This is a genomic window from Afipia sp. OHSU_II-C1 (assembly GCF_000497575.1).
GTDB lineage: Bacteria > Pseudomonadota > Alphaproteobacteria > Rhizobiales > Xanthobacteraceae > Afipia.
In genome coordinates, this window is the sequence record NZ_APJI01000006.1 from 435,378 (window position 1) to 450,017 (window position 14,640).

Sequence of the window (14,640 nt, forward strand, 5' to 3'; positions counted from 1 at the left end):
CTGACAAGCTCGGGCTGGCCAGGACCGGGCGAGCTATACGATGAACTTACCGACAATATCATCGCAGAACTTGAGGCCGGGCGCGTGCCTGGGTCCAACCTTGGAGGACGGCGGCTGCGAAGGCGCCACTTGCCAAACGCCGCGACCGGGCGGAATTATTCCGGGATCAACGTGCTGATCCTTTGGAGCGCCGCGGCACGGCTTTTCGGGCCAGAGCGGGCCCACCTTCCGCCAGGCGCTCGCGCTCGGCGGCAATGTCCGCAACGGCGAGCGCGGCACGTCCGTCGTGTACGCCGACCGATTCGTACCCGACGACGAGAAGCGGCGCGCCCGAGCAGGCGCGAGCGGCGATTGATTGCTGCGCAATCTTGCTATGCTCGGACCCTTCCCTCCTAGTGATTCGCGCCTGCCATGAGCATTTTATCAAGCGATCCGATTACTCAGCTCGCATTCTCGATGTTCGAGAGCAAGGGTGTCTATGCTTTGCTTCTCGGCTCTGGTCTCTCTCGTGCAGCCGGGATTCCAACTGGATGGGAAATCACTTTGGACCTAGTTCGACGAGTCGCGCTCGCGCAAGGCGTCAAGAATCAGTCCGATTGGGCGACGTGGTATCGCAAAACGTATGGTGCGGAACCCGATTATTCAGCGATTCTAGCAGGACTGGCGGCCTCGCCTGCCGAACGGCGATCCATCTTACATTCGTACATCGAGCCTGACGAAGACGATCGTGCAGAGGGTAAGAAACTTCCGACAGCCGCGCACCATGCAATCGCGGGCCTGGTTCGCGACGGGTATGTCCGAGTGATACTAACGACCAATTTCGATCGGCTATTAGAAAATGCACTGCGAGAAGTTGGCGTTGAGCCAACTGTCGTCACCTCCGTCGACAGCTTGTCAGGAGCCGAGCCGCTCACACATAGCCCGTGCTACGTGCTGAAGCTTCATGGTGACTACAAGGATGCACGCATCCTGAATACCGACGAAGAGTTAGGCGTGTATCCGCCGCAATACGATGCGCTGCTCGACCGCATTTTGGATGAGCACGGTCTTATAGTTTGCGGTTGGTCAGGCGAGTGGGATGACGCGCTACGGGCAGCATTGTTGCGCGCTCCTAACAGGCGTTACCCTACTTTCTGGAGCATACGGGGGAAAGTTGGGAGCGGCGCAGAGCCCATCATCAGTCAGCGTAAGGCTGTGACCATTCCGGTTGCCGACGCCGATAGCTTTTTTCTGAAGTTGGCCGAGCTGGTGAAAACACTCGCCGAGACTCGGAAGCAGAGTCCGCTGACGATTGATATCCTCGTCGGCTCTATCAAGCGGTACGTTGCGAGGCCGGAATTTCGCATTCGACTCGATGAAGTCATCACACAGGAAGTTAACAAGCTTTTCGACCGCCTCGACGCGAAGGAGCTCTCTCCGCAGGGTGTGTGGTCCGTTGAGGAATTCCGCCGACGCCTTAAACTCTATGAGGCCACTACCGAGCCGCTCGCGAAAGCCTTTGGTGTTCTCGGACGATGGGGGGATGACGCCGAGCTTGCACTCATTGCCGATACGATCCGCGGCGTCGTTGCCAGGGCGAACAAGGTGGGCAGCGGCCTGAATATATGGCTTGATCTAAGGACGTATCCGGCCGTTCTGCTCATGACTGCATATGGGCTCGGACTTGCGAGAGCAGAGCGTTGGAAGACCTTGCATGACCTGTTTTCTCTCTCGATGCCTAGGGACGAGCGGGACCCAAAACGTCTCGTGAATTCGCTCTTCCTGTGGGACTGGAGGGGGTCAGACGACAATCTCTGGAATAACGTTGAAGGTTTCACGACAGGCAACAACCGCCGAAAAACACCACTCAGCGACCATCTATTCGACGTATCCTTCGAGTGGGGCACGGCGTTTTTGGGCGTCCCCACAGACAATGCTCTGCTGTTCGATCGTTTTGAGGCGCTGGGGGCGTTGGTCCACCTTGAAGAGAACAGTGAAAGGGCACTGAAGGATCAACTGGAGAACGGCGACAGGAAGGCTAGGATGTCTGTCGGTCGCATCGGCTGGCGAAGCGAGGGGCGACGCTCAATAGAACACGAGCTGAAATCAACTCCTACCAGGCAACAACTGCTTAAAGCAGGGTTCGCATTGGGCAGTGAAGCATACCTCGATCTATTCTTGGAAAACCTATCACGGGTAGCACGATGGATGGAGTGGCGCTGACACTCCACCTGGCGATACCGGCCAGGGAGCAGCCGGACGATGTCTATACGCCTGAGAGAACTGTTTGCCTGTACGGAGCAAGGCGGCGCTTTCGTCGCCGAATCTGCCGATGGTCGACTCCTGCATATTGGCGAGGTGCCCTCCGGGCTCGCCTGCAACTGCGTCTGTCCCGGCTGCGGAAGGCGGATGGTTGCGAAAAAGGGAGATGTGCAGGCCCACCATTTTGCGCACAATGCTCAGCAAGATGGCCGGTCATGCGCGTCCGCCGGCGAGACGGCCCTGCATAAGTTTGCGAAACTCATTTTGGATGAGCGCCTGGAAATTACTTTGCCAGCGCAGGTCGTGGAGGAGCAGAAGGATCGCGAAGTTGTTGTCCGGGCGGCGAAGCGTACTTTCGATCGAGCGATCCTAGAAACCAAAGATGGGCAGATCGTTCCCGACGTCGTGCTGCTCTTACGCGATCGCAGGCTCATCGTAGAATTCAAGGTCACTCATCCGTGCGACTCAATAAAAATCGCCCGGATCCAAGCGATGGATGTCGGCGCAATCGAGATCGACCTCTCCCAGTACCGCGACCACAAGCTCAGCGAGATCGGAGACCGGATACTTTACGACGCGCCGCGAACATGGCTGCACAATCCGCGGGAACGTGAAGCGCGCGCACGCCTCGAAGTGAGAGCGCTACAGCGAGCAGAGGAGAGGCGGACGCAAATCGAAAATTACCGCGGCTCCTATCGCCATCGTTCACCGTCAGAATCCCCGGGAAGCGGGGCATGCGAATCTTCGGCCCGGAAAAACGGCCTCGCCGACCTCATCAATCTGCCGGTATATGGGGCTGGTTGCTTCACAGTGGCCGTTGCGGAATGGCAAGCGGCTATTCTGGAAGCATTGCTCGCTCCAACGAAAACGCCTTTCCGAACTCGAAATGGGCTCGCGGCACTCCGAAGCAGACGATGGCTCGACTCATCGTTTGCTGACATTTCGGACGAAATCGTATGTGGGGTGCGAGCGGCCGGGATTCCGTTCAACTCCCCCTTCCAGGCCGTCGAAGCATATCTAACGCAACTCGAGCGCCTTGGCTTCGTTCATTCGGATCCGACTGAGATTTGGCGGCCCTCACATACGCTACAGGCACGGATCGATAAGGCGCGCGAGCTCCGCGCGCGACCGGTCAAGCGTACGCGCGAGCTCCGTCAATTAGTTGAGGAGCTGATTGCCACTCTTCCAGCGGATGAGACCGCTGCTTTCGTATTTGAACAATGGTGGAGTTCAATGCTCCCGGAACGCGGCCATTCACCTCGTGATGCGATCGACTTCGATGAAACGAAGTGGCGATCGCTCACGAACGACCTGGATAATATCGCGACGCAAATCCGGTTCTCGCCGCGAGAACGCTTAGACCTTTTTGGGCTTCCCTACCACGGCGCCCTGGCGCGCGCACTTGAGCGCAAGCATGCAGAAGAAGCCGAACGTCAACGCGCCAATCAAGCGAAAATCGAGGCAGATAAAGCTGCCCGCGTCGCCGATCTGCAGCATCGCGCGCTTCGACAGATCGGGAGAGAAGCGGAACTCTGGCTCGTGACGACAAACTCTAACACTGGGGGACGCCCTCCCATCGAGGTCGCTTTGGATAGCGAAGCTGGTCACGAGGATGCGGTCCGCGCGCTCCATTACCGAGCAAGAGAGATTGAGGTTCAGCATCGAGCAAGCGAGCGGAAGGCAAAAGCCGTGGCGGAGCTCGCCGCGCTCGCCCAATCCCGGTATTACGACGACGAGCGAGCTAATTTATGGATGCGAGGCAGGAGGCGGGAATTAGGTGGTAAATCGCCGGAGGAGTTCACGGTTGATGATGCTACCCGGCAGCGGTGTAGTGAGCTGCTACCTACGAAACGTTCGCGTCGATAGGAACTCGGATGTTCTGTGTCAATACACCGCATAGAGACAATGAACCGGCCTTCTAAAAAGCACCACTTCGTACCACAGGCGCAGCTTCGAAATTTCTCTGCGGACGCGGAGCGCCGTTTTCTCTATGTGCTCGACAAACAAACGGATCGATCATTCCGAACTTCGATCCTCAACGCTGGCTCAGAGAACGACTTCAACACCATCAGTCTCGGCGCCAGCAAGTGGAACTTCGAAGATCTGTTCCAGGAAGTCGACACCCGGTCGGCTTTGCTTATTGCGGAGATCCTCTCGCGCAAATCGCTAGCCTGGCTATCCGAGGATGATCGGCTTGCTTTGGCCGACTTGTTCGCCACCCAGATGCTTCGCACGCATTTCAGTCGAACCACGCGGGCGCACCTCGCTGATCGTCTTCGGGAGATCACACGGCAGCTCGGCTACGATCCGGATCAGAATCCGACCATGGCGACGCCCCCCGATGCAGCACTGCGCCTCGGCGCAGTACGGACATTCCTTGATCGCAGCGAGCAGGTCGTCGCGCTTCTGCGCCTGTATCCCGCCTTATACCGAGCAAACGGGGACCATCGGTTCATAATCTCTGATCATCCCACCGCAGTGATGAATGCTTTTCCCTATGGGGAACTCGGACTTACTTCGCACGGCATACTAGTCGTCCTGCCGATCTCACCAGAGATTATGATTGCCTTGCACTGCCCGACAATTGTGAAGCGCTATGAGTTCGCTGAACAAGCGAGTCTCGAGGCAGATCAAAAGGAGCGAGTGTTCCGATACAGAGACGGCCTCAGGTCCGGCAATCCGATCGATATTGATGAAGATGCGGTCCTGTTCCTCAATCATCAGCAAACGGTTCATAGTGCGCGGTACCTCTACGCGGCCACCGACACATTCGATCGCGCGCGTGAAGCGTTGGAACAGCAACCTCACCTTCGGTCCGTCACGACACACCTTACGTTCGGCGAAATGGGACGGCCGTCTAAACGACATTCAGAGATGCAATCGGGAATACACCTCGTAGTACGCGGTCCTGCCGATCACGGGATCCTCACAATCGAGGAAATCGATCCTTCCGGAGAAGGGATCACCGCTCGGACCGGCCAGATCACATTGTTAGCCCAAATGGCATCGGATCAGGGCATGCTCCGTGTCGAACTCTACGTCGATGGACGCCCCATGCGCACCTTGGGCGCTGCCATGGTGGAGCCTCTTGGAAACACAGCCGATGGCTGGTTCCGCGTAGTTCACCGCGATGCCAGTTTGAGAGAGTTAGGCAAGCGTCTCGATCGCAACCGCTTGTAGCCTTCCATTTCCGGCGAGCAGGTCCCCGATATCAAACTTCGAGCAGTTGGCAGCACAGGCCTGTTCCACAGCATGCAGCGCAACCTCTCACGTCAAAAGCACTAGGTGACAATACAAGCGTCCGCGAGCCGCGCTTCCTCGTCCATCCGATTTGCACGCTACAGCACTCTGGACTTGGGGGCGGCATCAGGGGACCCTTTGTTTGGCATCGTAGACAATTTAGATCGATGCATGGCAATTGGGTTACGCGTAGATGGCGCCGAAACGGGTCAGCAGGAATCTCGTCAGCCACCACAACGGTAGGTCTTCTGGCGAGCCCGCACCGACAGCGTCGCGCCATGGATATGCGCATCTCACTCAGCGCGGTTTTGATCTTATCGGGGGATCATCGAAGCGCTTGCAGGGACTCATGGTTGAGAGTGATAACAACAAGCGGCGCCGGCTCGTCGAGTTCAAGGATGGTTGCCGCTATGGCAAATTTGGAAGAACTAAAGCTTATGAGCTGATCGCCCACGAGAGGATCAGGGCCTACAAGATGGGGGGCAAGACCATGATTGATCTCAACAGCATAGATGAATATCATGCTTCGCTGCCGAGGGTCGAAACGAGAGCAAGCTAGGCCGCCGATCTGCGCAGCCGCTAAGTCCTCACACTGCTGCCATGACCGAAAACACCGATAATGCTCCGTTCGACCCCGCGCTGGGGGCCATCGAACCGCACGCCGGAACGCTGACCGCACCGCCGGACGGGCAACAGCTTTACAAAATCATGACGATTGAGAACCTGCTCCGGTCGGTGAGCGGCGGATACCTCTATTTCAACCGGGTCGATAGCTACAAGGACTTCCGGAATGCCGACGGGCATGACGGTGAGCAGTTGCAACAAGATCGCGCCGCCAATGAGGCCGCCAAGTTCGAAAGGGCACCCGATTTCTCTGGGGCGGACTATTATGACCGCTGCCGAAACCGGACCTATGCGTGCTGCTTCTCGCTGGAGAACTCCGACTACATCTGGCACGAGTACGGGAACGGCAGCGCACATGGTAAAGTCGGCATCGCTTTCGATTTCGCGAAGCTGCGTGCCGTCATCAATGAGATCATGAGCGTCAGGAATGGACTGCTGTACCGGGGAAACGCCTGCAAGCAGATATTCTCCGTAAACTACGGAATCGTCGATTATTTGTCGTGGGAAGAGGTGCGGGAAAATATCGATCGGATGCCCAATCCGATCCGCTACACCTACGTCAAGGACAAGAGCTATGCTGATGAGCGCGAGTTGCGTATTTCGCTTTCGGCGATTGGCATGGGACATTTTGTCTTGGCCGATGGCACGAAAATGGAATTTGCCCCCGGACTCGAACTCGGCTTTGATTATCGAAAGGCCATGACAGATGGCACGATCACGGAGGTTTTTCCCGGCCCCGGCTGCGACCTCGATTTCCTCCGCGATGAACTCGGCAAGCTCGGCATCAAAGCGGTAGACGGCGCGGCCTAAAGGCTAGGCAGATAATCCAGCGGCACTTCGCCGCCGCTGTGCGTCCCAATCTATAGGTCTTGTTCGGGCGCCGGCTTCTTTAAACCGCGCGGCTCCAGTAATTCGGCGGGGGTTTCTTGCAGGCCACAGAATGCGCTTATCCGGTGATTACCGTCGAGGATGCTCAAGCCATCGGGAAGCCTTATCGCAACTAGCGGCTTTTCGAAGACGCCATTCTTCATCAGGTAATCGGCCCCCCTCTTGAATCGCCTCCCGGTCTCCTCATCAATGGTGCCGCTTGCTTTCTCCATCAATATCTGCGCCACAATGACCTTCGTACCCTGGCAGAGATTTGCAAAGCCACAGTCAGTCGTTTCGCGCTTCCAGCTAACCTCTCGCCACCATGAAAGGGGCCTGTATCCAAGGATGGCTGCCCATGCGTGATTGCCGAGCGGCTCCGGCGGCGGCCAACCCGTATCGCCAGCGCTGCGGTTTGCGAGGTAGAACAGCCACAGTTCAATGACTGCATCGGGCCAATGCGGAAGATAGCGCTTTATATCGGCTAGAGATACCTCCGGCGGTCGCCACTTCTTCTTCAGAATCTCGGCGAGTTCTATAGCTTCGAGCAGCGTTAAGCTCCACAATTCCTCGACGAGCTTCGGCACATCAGCCATGGCATGATCCTGCGGTCATGATTTCATTACCACTATCACGCAAACGCCAAACGGAGGCGCACGGCGGCTTTCTGCTTTCCGGTTGCCGACGTGCCCTCATCGTTAAGCAGGGTCGAGGCGATCGAGCGGAAGCCGCGGGCGTAGTGGTCGCTGCCGGCGCTTTCAGTGTTGGTCTGGCCAGGCGCAACCGACTCGCCCCGAAGTCGTTCAACACGAGGTACGTATCTCGCTCGGCATCGTGGGGCAAAGTGTAAAGACTACGCATGACAAGGCGCTCCCTTGACCTCGCGATATCAAGTTTGGGCGATCCTATCGGGATTCGAGTCGGAGCCGGGTTCGATTCCGGTCGTGGCGCTTGTGGAGACCAGAACGGCATGGGGCGCGCCTGCTGCCGGGGAGCCTGCTGGCTTATTTTTTGCCAGCGAGTACCGCGCGTCTCAGCTTGCTGGTATTTCTGCTGGTATCGGCAGCAATCCGTGACTAAAATCGCCATAAATTCGGATAGTTAAGGAAATAGGTGACTGCCGGCCAGGGGCACCAAGACTTCTGTACTAGGCTTTTGTCTAAAGTCCGAACCATCGGCGAGACATCTCCGGTGATGCTATATTCTTTCTGACTGCGCGAACACAAACTACCGACGATACAGGCGTCACGCTTGAAGACCAGCTTCAGCGGCAATACCGGAATGACAGCGCATGCAACACCAGACCAGCCCGCAACAGACGGCACCCTCTGACAAATCCCCGATCCCCGAAACGGCCATGCTCCGCGGCCTGTACAAGGTCGAGTTTGAAACCCCGCGCGGAAAGGCGTTGGGCGTCATTCACGCCGAGAATGGAAAACTTCGGGGCGGAAGCTCGGCGTTCGCGTATATGGGGTCCTATACTCAGGACGGCCAATCGTTCACAGGCAATGTGTCCAGCCTTCGTCACACGCCGGATTCCAGCCATCCCTCGGTGTTCGGTTTCGACGACGTCAGGATCAATTTCAACGGAACGGTCAAGGGCAACTTTGCGATCTGCGAAGGAACTGCGACCGAATTTCCGAGCCTCGCGTTCAAAGCCGTGCTGACGCGGGTGGCCGATTAACCGCACCTCGAAGCACCACCGCCTGCCGGCCGATCAGGCTCGAGCAGGCGAGCCCGCGCCTCAGCCGCATTTCATCTTGCCCTTGAAGTGCTTCTCGCTGCCGGACTGAGGCAGCGACAGGACATATTGCCCGGAATAGCTGTCATCGTCGGCCTTGTACGTGCCGATCAGGATCAGGCTGGCGACAGGTTCATCCTTGGCGGCGGGAATTCCGAAGCGGACCCGCAGTTCCTTGCCATAGATCCACTGCTGCTCGATATTCTTCAACTCAAGGGTGCGCCTGGACCAGAGAGCCTTGTCGTCACCGACCTTGATCTCGATGGACGCCTGGTTGATCTGGACGATGCCGCCTGCACCGCCGGTGAGGGCGAACAATTCAAAACTCAACTGCTTGTCATTGATCGCACAGTCGAGGTTGCCGGTGGCGAAGGCGCTTTGCGCCGCAAGCGGCAGACAGACCAAGGCAATCTTCAATCCTGAAACGATGCACGATCTCATCTGCCGGCTCAGCCGCCTAGCGTGGCTCGACCACAAGGCACTGAATGGCCGCGCCGAAGTAACCCCGGGCATCGCCGAGGCGGGAGACCGCAAGCCCCGCGCCATCCGCGCCCAACATCATTTCCGAGTTCAGCAAAATCCAGTCGCCCACCGGCTGACGCGCGAGAGTCACCGTGAGGTCGGCGTTGATGAATATCCATTTCTTGAAATCGAGCACCGATCCCACGCCGTTGCTGCAGTCGGCGGCAAGGGCCGTGCGCATCGCCTGCGATATCGGCGATCCTTCGACGATCGAACGATTAGGACGAAACCAGATCGCACCAGGCCCTAGTCTGAGAAACCCGCCCTTCACCGCGCGCATGGAAACACCGGCCAGGAACTTGTTCAGAGCCTGCGGCTCATCCCGGCCCGCTTCCGGGCCGGGCACGTCGAGCGGCGAGTGCGCCACCGTGTCAGGCAGGTCGACCGGCTGCACCCTGACCTTGAGGACCGTGGCCCGCACGACCTCGACGCCATCGGCGAAAAGACGAACCTCGCAGAGCTGAATCTTGCGGCCCTCGCGAACCACCTTCGTCTCGATCGTCAGCGGCGCCACCGGCACCGGACGCATCAAGTCTATGGTCAGCCGTGCGACCTGCATCGGCTGCGGCGACGGAATGCGCTCCGCTGCCCAAACAACGAGAGAGGACGGCGCGCCACCGTGCTGCATGCTGGGGTCCCAAGGTCCCCCGGCATGCTCGCTCGTGAACACGCGATCGCCGTCGACACGAAAGACCGCTTCCATCGGTGGGGGTGACCCGGACAACGCGGCGCCTGCCGTCTAGAGCGGCGCGTCGACGGCCGCCTGATATTCGGTCTTGAGACGCGCCACCAGTTCGGCGACCGGCTGCACCTTGTCGACGCTTCCGATGCCCTGGCCGCTGCCCCAGATTTCCTTCCAGGCCTTCGGCTTGTTGCGTTCGCCGCTGGCATCGGTCCCGAAGTTCATCTTCGACGGATCGGACACGGGCAGATTATCCGGGTCCATGCCGGCCGCCACGATCGACGGCTTGAGGTAATTGCCGTGCACGCCCGTGAACAGGTTGGAATAGACGATGTCGTCGGCGGACGATGACGCGATCATCTCCTTGTAGTTTTCCGGAGCATTGGCTTCCTGCGTCGCGATGAATGCCGAGCCGATATAGGCAAAGTCGGCGCCGAGCACGCGGGCCGCGCGGATGGCGCGGCCGGTGCCCATCGCGCCCGAAAGCGCGATCGGGCCGTCGAACCACTGCCGCGTCTCGGCCACGAAGGCGAACGGCGAAATCGCACCGGCATGACCGCCGGCACCCGCGGCAACAAGAACGAGGCCGTCGGCACCCTTCTCGATCGCCTTGCGCGCGAACTTCTGGTTGATGACATCGTGAAAGGTGATGCCGCCCCAGGCATGCACCGCCTGATTGAGTTCTTCACGCGCGCCGAGCGACGTGATGACCATCGGTACCTTGTGCTTCTCGCAGACCGCCATGTCCTGATCGAGACGGTTGTTGGATTTGTGCACGATCTGGTTGACCGCGAACGGCGCTGACGGACGGTCCGGATGCGCCTTGTCGTGCGCGGCAAGTTCTTCCTTGATCCGGTGGAGCCATTCGTCCAGCAGCGCGGCGGGTCGCGCGTTCAACGCGGGGAACGATCCGACGATTCCGGCCTTGCACTGGGCCATGACGAGATCGGGGCCCGACACGATGAACAGCGGCGATCCGATCACCGGAATTGAAAGGCGACCCTTGAACAAGGCAGGCATCGACATCAAAAAAATCCTCTTCCGCAGAATGAAACGCGCGCGAACATCGGTGCCGCGGCAATTGTCACGGTCTTAGGGGCTATAGCCATTTCTTGAAAGAGGCTTGCGTTTACTGGCAGACGGCCCGGGTGACGAAATTTTCTGTCCGGCACGCACCCTGGCCCGAAAAGTATGATTTTGCCGAGCATTTCTGGGTCGATTCGATATCCACACTCCGACCCTCGACGTAGCCTTTCTCCTTGCAGAGCAGGTCTGCCCCGCGCTTGCAGTCCGGCGCGCCGTTGGCGGCGGGCGGGCAAAGGGTTCGCCCACTGGCCATGGTCTGGCCGGATGGAGGCGCGAGCCGCTTCAGGCTGTCGGTCGCATCCTTGGCGCTGGAATTCAGCCCCTCGAGCGCGCGACCAGGACTGGGCAACGTGGATGTCAGACCCGATGCCGAATCCTTCAGCAATTTGCCGATCTCCTCGACCAGTCCCGGATTGCTCGGCGGAGTTGCGGGAGGCGTTGGCGGCGCGGTCTGCTGCGACGGCGCGACCTGAAGCTGCGGCTGCGCCTGCTGCGACCAGGCCGCCGTCGTTCCAAACACGGTCGTCAGCACAGCGATCAGGACAATGCGTCCCCGCACGTCCATAAAAAAATCGCTGGAGTGATTGAACATGACTTGAGCGTAGCCCGCCGTTGCCGCCGGGAAAAGGCTTTATGTTCGGCGTGTTTCGTCACGCGAACGAGTGTCCGCAAACAAATTTCTAGAACAGCCGGAACGCGACGATGAAACCGAGCACCAGACCGCCGGCCAATATCGCAACCCAAAGCCCGAGGCGCTTCTCGATGACTTCGCGAATCCAGGTGCCATAACGATTCAGCACGATTGCGACGATGAAGAACCGGCCGCCACGCGCGATGATCGAAAAAACAATAAACAGCAGCAAATTGTAGTTGGCGAAACCGGATGTGATGGTGACCAGCTTGTAGGGGATCGGCGTCAGGCCCTTCAGCAGGATGATCCATGCGCCGTATTCGGCGTAGGACGCGCGGAACGCCTCCACCTTGTCACCGTAGCCATAGAGATTGATCAACCACTGTCCGACGGAATCATAGAGCAATGCGCCGATGGCGTAGCCGACAACGCCGCCTGCGACCGACGTCACCGTACAGACCAGCGCGTAGAGCCACGCCTTCTGCGGCCGCGCCAGCGACATCGGGATCAGCATCACGTCCGGTGGAATCGGAAAGAACGAGCTTTCCGCGAAGGACACTGCCCCCATCAGCCAGAGGGCATAAGGTTTGTCTGCGGCGGCTATGCACCAGTCATACATTCGTTTCAGCATGGCGCGATGAACCACCGTCCAGCCGATTTGTCCATGTACGGAAATGTGGAATGTCAGCGGCTAATTAGCGCCGTTTCTTGAGCCGGCCGCCCTGGAGCGCGACAATTGGTCGCCGAGCCACCTTTTCAGGGGCTGACGGGGCAATTTTTGGCGCTGCCTTGGCCGCAGGGCGAGGCTTGTCGGCAACAACCTTTTGCACCGGCTTGTCCGCATAGATCTTGGGCAGCTTCTCGGCGATGCCCTGGACCCGCTCACGGCGATCCATTTCGGCCCACACGTCTTCCGGGCGAACACCTGCCGCCACCCAGAGCACCGAGAGGTTGTAGAGCAAATCGGCGCTTTCCCGGACCACGGCGTCGGAGTCGCCATTCACCGCATCGATCACGACTTCGATGGCTTCTTCGGCAAGTTTCTTGGCCATTTTCGCCGGGCCGCGCTGAAACAGCCGCGCGGTGCGCGACGTTGCCGGATCGAGATCCTTGGCCGCGATAATTGCGTGATAAAGCCGTTCTAGCGAATCACTCATCCCTCGAACCTAGATCAAAACCCTCGCCAGCGTGTTAACGCCTGCCCCAACCGGCTGAAAATGCTCCAAAAAAGCAAATCGCCGGGATCACCCCGGCGATCGGCAGATGTCAGCGACGTTACCGGTCGGCCGCTCAGTAGCGCGGGACGGCATAATAGCCGCCGCCGATATACGGATTGCCGCCGTAATAGGCCGGCCCGCCGTAGTAGTGGCCGCCGTAATACGGGCCACCGCCGTAATAGTAGTTGTCGCGATAGTAGTCGCGGCGGCGCTGCTCAGCGACGATCGCGCCCACGGTGCCCAGCGCCAGACCCATGAAAGCGAGGCCTGCGGCGTTGTTGTTGTAGCCGCGGCGCGCGTAGCGACGACGAGCCCGGGAGCTGAAATCGGTGGCCTCGCTGGCGTTCGCCGGCTCGGCAGACGAGGTTTTGGCCGCCGATGAGGCCAGCGGATATGCCTGCGCGGCAGGTGCAACAGCCAATGTCGAGACCAGCGCGGCAGCCGTCGCCAGAACCACAGCTCGGCTGAAGGGTGAAGGCAAAGTCTTCCGAACAAGCATTTCAACGTCCTCACAGGCCATCCCTGGCCTGAATGACCAGTCGAGGATAACCCTTTCTAATACATTGGGTTCCCTGACCTGAATGCAAGCTGAAGGGCAAAAGGCGAAACTGCGGCAAACCGAAGCGGAAAAGGCAAAAAGGTGACGGACGCCGCACAGTGTGGTTGTCATCATACTAACACAGCCGATACCCAAAAGCCGCCTCAGGCCTCCTACGTCCAAGTACCGCGCATGCCCAAAAGTCCCGACCGCATTCTCCGCAAAACACTCCTGCCGCTGATCGCGCTGCTGTGTGCCGCCTGCCTGGGTTCGGCGCCCGGCGCGGCGGCATCGGCCCTGCACTTCTCATACGATCGGCCGATCGACGGCGTGGCGGCGCCGTTCGTGCTGGCGTCCGGCAGGGGTCTGTTTCGTGCCGAGGGCCTCACCGTCACCACCGATTCCGCGACCAGCTCGCTGGATGCCATCGCCCGCGTCGCATCGGGCAGCAGCGACATGGCGCTGGCGGACATCAATGCGTTGATCCGCTACCGCGACAAGGAAGGCAGCCTGCCGATCAAGGCGGTGTTCGTCCTCTACAACAAGGCGCCCTATGCGATCATCGCGCGCAAGAGCCGCGGCATCGCAACCCTGCCGGACATCGAAGGCAAGACCATCGGCGTTGTCGAGGGCGACCTCGCAGCGTTGCTGTGGCCGACCATCGCACGCATGAACCACATCAAGCTCGGCAAGATCAAAACGGAGAGGATCAGCGCCGCGGTGCGCGAACCGATGCTCTCGGCCGGTCAGGTCGATGCGGTCACCGGCTTTTCCTTTCTGTCCGCGATCAATCTGCGTGACCGCGGCGTCCCGGCGAACGATCTCGCAGTGCTGCGCTTCTCCGAATTCGGCAGCGAGGTCTACGGACACGCGCTGATCGTCAACCCGAAATTCGCGGCTGCCAGTCCCGATGCGGTGAAGGCATTCGTGCGCGCCACGATTGCGGGCATCCGTCTTGCGCTCAAGGACCCCGCGCGCGCAGCCGACGAGGTCGTGACGCAAATGAGCAGCGGTTCACGCGAACTCGAACTCGAGCGCCTGCGCGCTGTCCTTCAGGACAACATCGTCACCGACGAGGTGAAGCGGAACGGTCTCGGCGGCATTGAGGACGGCCGTTTCGACGCCGGTGTCGACCAGATCGCCGACACTTTTGAATTCCGTAAGCGCCCCTCAGCCGGCGACATTTTCGACAGTACGTTTCTGCCGCCGGTGAGCGCGCGGAAGCTCAATTGAGCCAGCACGGTTCGCGGA

15 protein-coding genes and 1 pseudogene are annotated in these 14,640 nt (G+C 59.3%); 8 read left to right on the forward strand and 8 right to left on the reverse strand.

Going from position 1 to position 14,640, the window contains the following annotated elements:
* Positions 1-84 precede the first annotated feature (84 nt).
* The 6 genes and pseudogenes from I554_RS26280 to I554_RS27210 all read left to right on the forward strand — a co-directional run bounded on the left by I554_RS26280 (position 85) and on the right by I554_RS27210 (position 6,915).
* Positions 85-355: pseudogene (locus I554_RS26280) on the forward strand (ArdC-like ssDNA-binding domain-containing protein).
* 56 nt (positions 356-411) lie between these two features.
* Positions 412-2,202 carry an SIR2 family protein gene (locus I554_RS0107330; RefSeq protein WP_006022656.1) on the forward strand — a complete coding sequence of 597 codons (1,791 nt, stop codon included), beginning with the start codon at positions 412-414 and terminating at the stop codon, positions 2,200-2,202.
* Positions 2,203-2,241: 39 nt separating this feature from the next.
* Complete coding sequence (locus I554_RS0107335; RefSeq protein ID WP_006022657.1) at positions 2,242-4,107, forward strand: hypothetical protein; 1,866 nt, start codon at positions 2,242-2,244, stop codon at positions 4,105-4,107.
* A gap of 39 nt (positions 4,108-4,146) precedes the next feature.
* Positions 4,147-5,421, forward strand: a complete 1,275-nt coding sequence (locus I554_RS0107340; protein WP_006022658.1) for a DUF4238 domain-containing protein — start codon at positions 4,147-4,149, stop codon at positions 5,419-5,421.
* A gap of 253 nt (positions 5,422-5,674) precedes the next feature.
* Positions 5,675-6,040 (forward strand): hypothetical protein, encoded by a 366-nt coding sequence (locus I554_RS27565; protein WP_237863170.1) that lies wholly within the window; start codon positions 5,675-5,677, stop codon positions 6,038-6,040.
* A 41-nt stretch (positions 6,041-6,081) separates the two neighbouring features.
* Positions 6,082-6,915: a DUF2971 domain-containing protein gene (locus I554_RS27210; RefSeq protein ID WP_006022660.1), complete on the forward strand. Its 834-nt coding sequence runs from the start codon at positions 6,082-6,084 to the stop codon at positions 6,913-6,915.
* Between the two features lie 50 nt (positions 6,916-6,965).
* Here the strand turns inward: I554_RS27210 and I554_RS0107355 are convergent, their stop codons facing one another.
* Positions 6,966-7,568 carry a hypothetical protein gene (locus I554_RS0107355; RefSeq protein ID WP_006022661.1) on the reverse strand — a complete coding sequence of 201 codons (603 nt, stop codon included), beginning with the start codon at positions 7,566-7,568 and terminating at the stop codon, positions 6,966-6,968.
* A gap of 761 nt (positions 7,569-8,329) precedes the next feature.
* Here I554_RS0107355 and I554_RS0107360 point away from each other — a divergent pair.
* On the forward strand, positions 8,330-8,656 hold the full coding sequence (locus tag I554_RS0107360) for a hypothetical protein (protein ID WP_024576879.1): 327 nt from the start codon (positions 8,330-8,332) through the stop codon (positions 8,654-8,656).
* Positions 8,657-8,716: 60 nt separating this feature from the next.
* On the opposite strand, the gene I554_RS0107365 is transcribed toward I554_RS0107360, so the two are convergent.
* The 7 genes from I554_RS0107365 to I554_RS0107395 form a co-directional block, all read right to left on the reverse strand.
* Positions 8,717-9,130, reverse strand: coding sequence for a hypothetical protein (locus I554_RS0107365; protein ID WP_244432726.1), 414 nt, complete (start codon positions 9,128-9,130; stop codon positions 8,717-8,719).
* Between the two features lie 40 nt (positions 9,131-9,170).
* Positions 9,171-9,938, reverse strand: coding sequence for a thioesterase family protein (locus tag I554_RS0107370; RefSeq protein WP_024576881.1), 768 nt, complete (start codon positions 9,936-9,938; stop codon positions 9,171-9,173).
* Between the two features lie 36 nt (positions 9,939-9,974).
* A complete protein-coding gene (locus I554_RS0107375) occupies positions 9,975-10,943 on the reverse strand; it encodes a nitronate monooxygenase family protein (protein WP_024576882.1) in 969 nt (322 codons plus the stop codon).
* Between the two features lie 103 nt (positions 10,944-11,046).
* Positions 11,047-11,568 carry a hypothetical protein gene (locus tag I554_RS0107380; protein WP_244432727.1) on the reverse strand — a complete coding sequence of 174 codons (522 nt, stop codon included), beginning with the start codon at positions 11,566-11,568 and terminating at the stop codon, positions 11,047-11,049.
* 115 nt (positions 11,569-11,683) lie between these two features.
* Positions 11,684-12,265 carry a YqaA family protein gene (locus tag I554_RS0107385; protein WP_024576884.1) on the reverse strand — a complete coding sequence of 194 codons (582 nt, stop codon included), beginning with the start codon at positions 12,263-12,265 and terminating at the stop codon, positions 11,684-11,686.
* A 64-nt stretch (positions 12,266-12,329) separates the two neighbouring features.
* Positions 12,330-12,791: a phosphoribosyl-ATP diphosphatase gene (hisE, locus tag I554_RS0107390; protein WP_024576885.1), complete on the reverse strand. Its 462-nt coding sequence runs from the start codon at positions 12,789-12,791 to the stop codon at positions 12,330-12,332.
* 133 nt (positions 12,792-12,924) lie between these two features.
* The gene (locus I554_RS0107395; protein WP_024576886.1) at positions 12,925-13,350 is read right to left on the reverse strand and encodes a hypothetical protein; all 426 of its coding nucleotides are present in this window, start codon (positions 13,348-13,350) and stop codon (positions 12,925-12,927) included.
* Between the two features lie 231 nt (positions 13,351-13,581).
* Between I554_RS0107395 and I554_RS0107400 the strand changes: the two genes are divergently transcribed.
* Positions 13,582-14,622, forward strand: a complete 1,041-nt coding sequence (locus I554_RS0107400) for an ABC transporter substrate-binding protein (protein WP_024576887.1) — start codon at positions 13,582-13,584, stop codon at positions 14,620-14,622.
* Positions 14,623-14,640 lie beyond the last annotated feature (18 nt).

What these genes read in the sequence shown, in the direction of transcription:
- I554_RS0107330 (WP_006022656.1), top strand. Translation starts at nt 412, where the DNA reads ATGAGCATTTTATCAAGCGATCCGATTACTCAGCTCGCATTCTCGATG.
- I554_RS0107335 (WP_006022657.1), top strand. Translation starts at nt 2,242, where the DNA reads ATGTCTATACGCCTGAGAGAACTGTTTGCCTGTACGGAGCAAGGCGGC.
- I554_RS0107340 (WP_006022658.1), top strand. Translation starts at nt 4,147, where the DNA reads ATGAACCGGCCTTCTAAAAAGCACCACTTCGTACCACAGGCGCAGCTT.
- I554_RS27565 (WP_237863170.1), top strand. Translation starts at nt 5,675, where the DNA reads ATGGCGCCGAAACGGGTCAGCAGGAATCTCGTCAGCCACCACAACGGT.
- I554_RS27210 (WP_006022660.1), top strand. Translation starts at nt 6,082, where the DNA reads ATGACCGAAAACACCGATAATGCTCCGTTCGACCCCGCGCTGGGGGCC.
- I554_RS0107355 (WP_006022661.1), bottom strand. Translation starts at nt 7,568, where the DNA reads ATGGCTGATGTGCCGAAGCTCGTCGAGGAATTGTGGAGCTTAACGCTG.
- I554_RS0107360 (WP_024576879.1), top strand. Translation starts at nt 8,330, where the DNA reads ATGCTCCGCGGCCTGTACAAGGTCGAGTTTGAAACCCCGCGCGGAAAG.
- I554_RS0107370 (WP_024576881.1), bottom strand. Translation starts at nt 9,938, where the DNA reads ATGGAAGCGGTCTTTCGTGTCGACGGCGATCGCGTGTTCACGAGCGAG.
- I554_RS0107375 (WP_024576882.1), bottom strand. Translation starts at nt 10,943, where the DNA reads ATGTCGATGCCTGCCTTGTTCAAGGGTCGCCTTTCAATTCCGGTGATC.
- I554_RS0107380 (WP_244432727.1), bottom strand. Translation starts at nt 11,568, where the DNA reads ATGGACGTGCGGGGACGCATTGTCCTGATCGCTGTGCTGACGACCGTG.
- I554_RS0107385 (WP_024576884.1), bottom strand. Translation starts at nt 12,265, where the DNA reads ATGCTGAAACGAATGTATGACTGGTGCATAGCCGCCGCAGACAAACCT.
- hisE (WP_024576885.1), bottom strand. Translation starts at nt 12,791, where the DNA reads ATGAGTGATTCGCTAGAACGGCTTTATCACGCAATTATCGCGGCCAAG.
- I554_RS0107395 (WP_024576886.1), bottom strand. Translation starts at nt 13,350, where the DNA reads ATGCTTGTTCGGAAGACTTTGCCTTCACCCTTCAGCCGAGCTGTGGTT.
- I554_RS0107400 (WP_024576887.1), top strand. Translation starts at nt 13,582, where the DNA reads ATGCCCAAAAGTCCCGACCGCATTCTCCGCAAAACACTCCTGCCGCTG.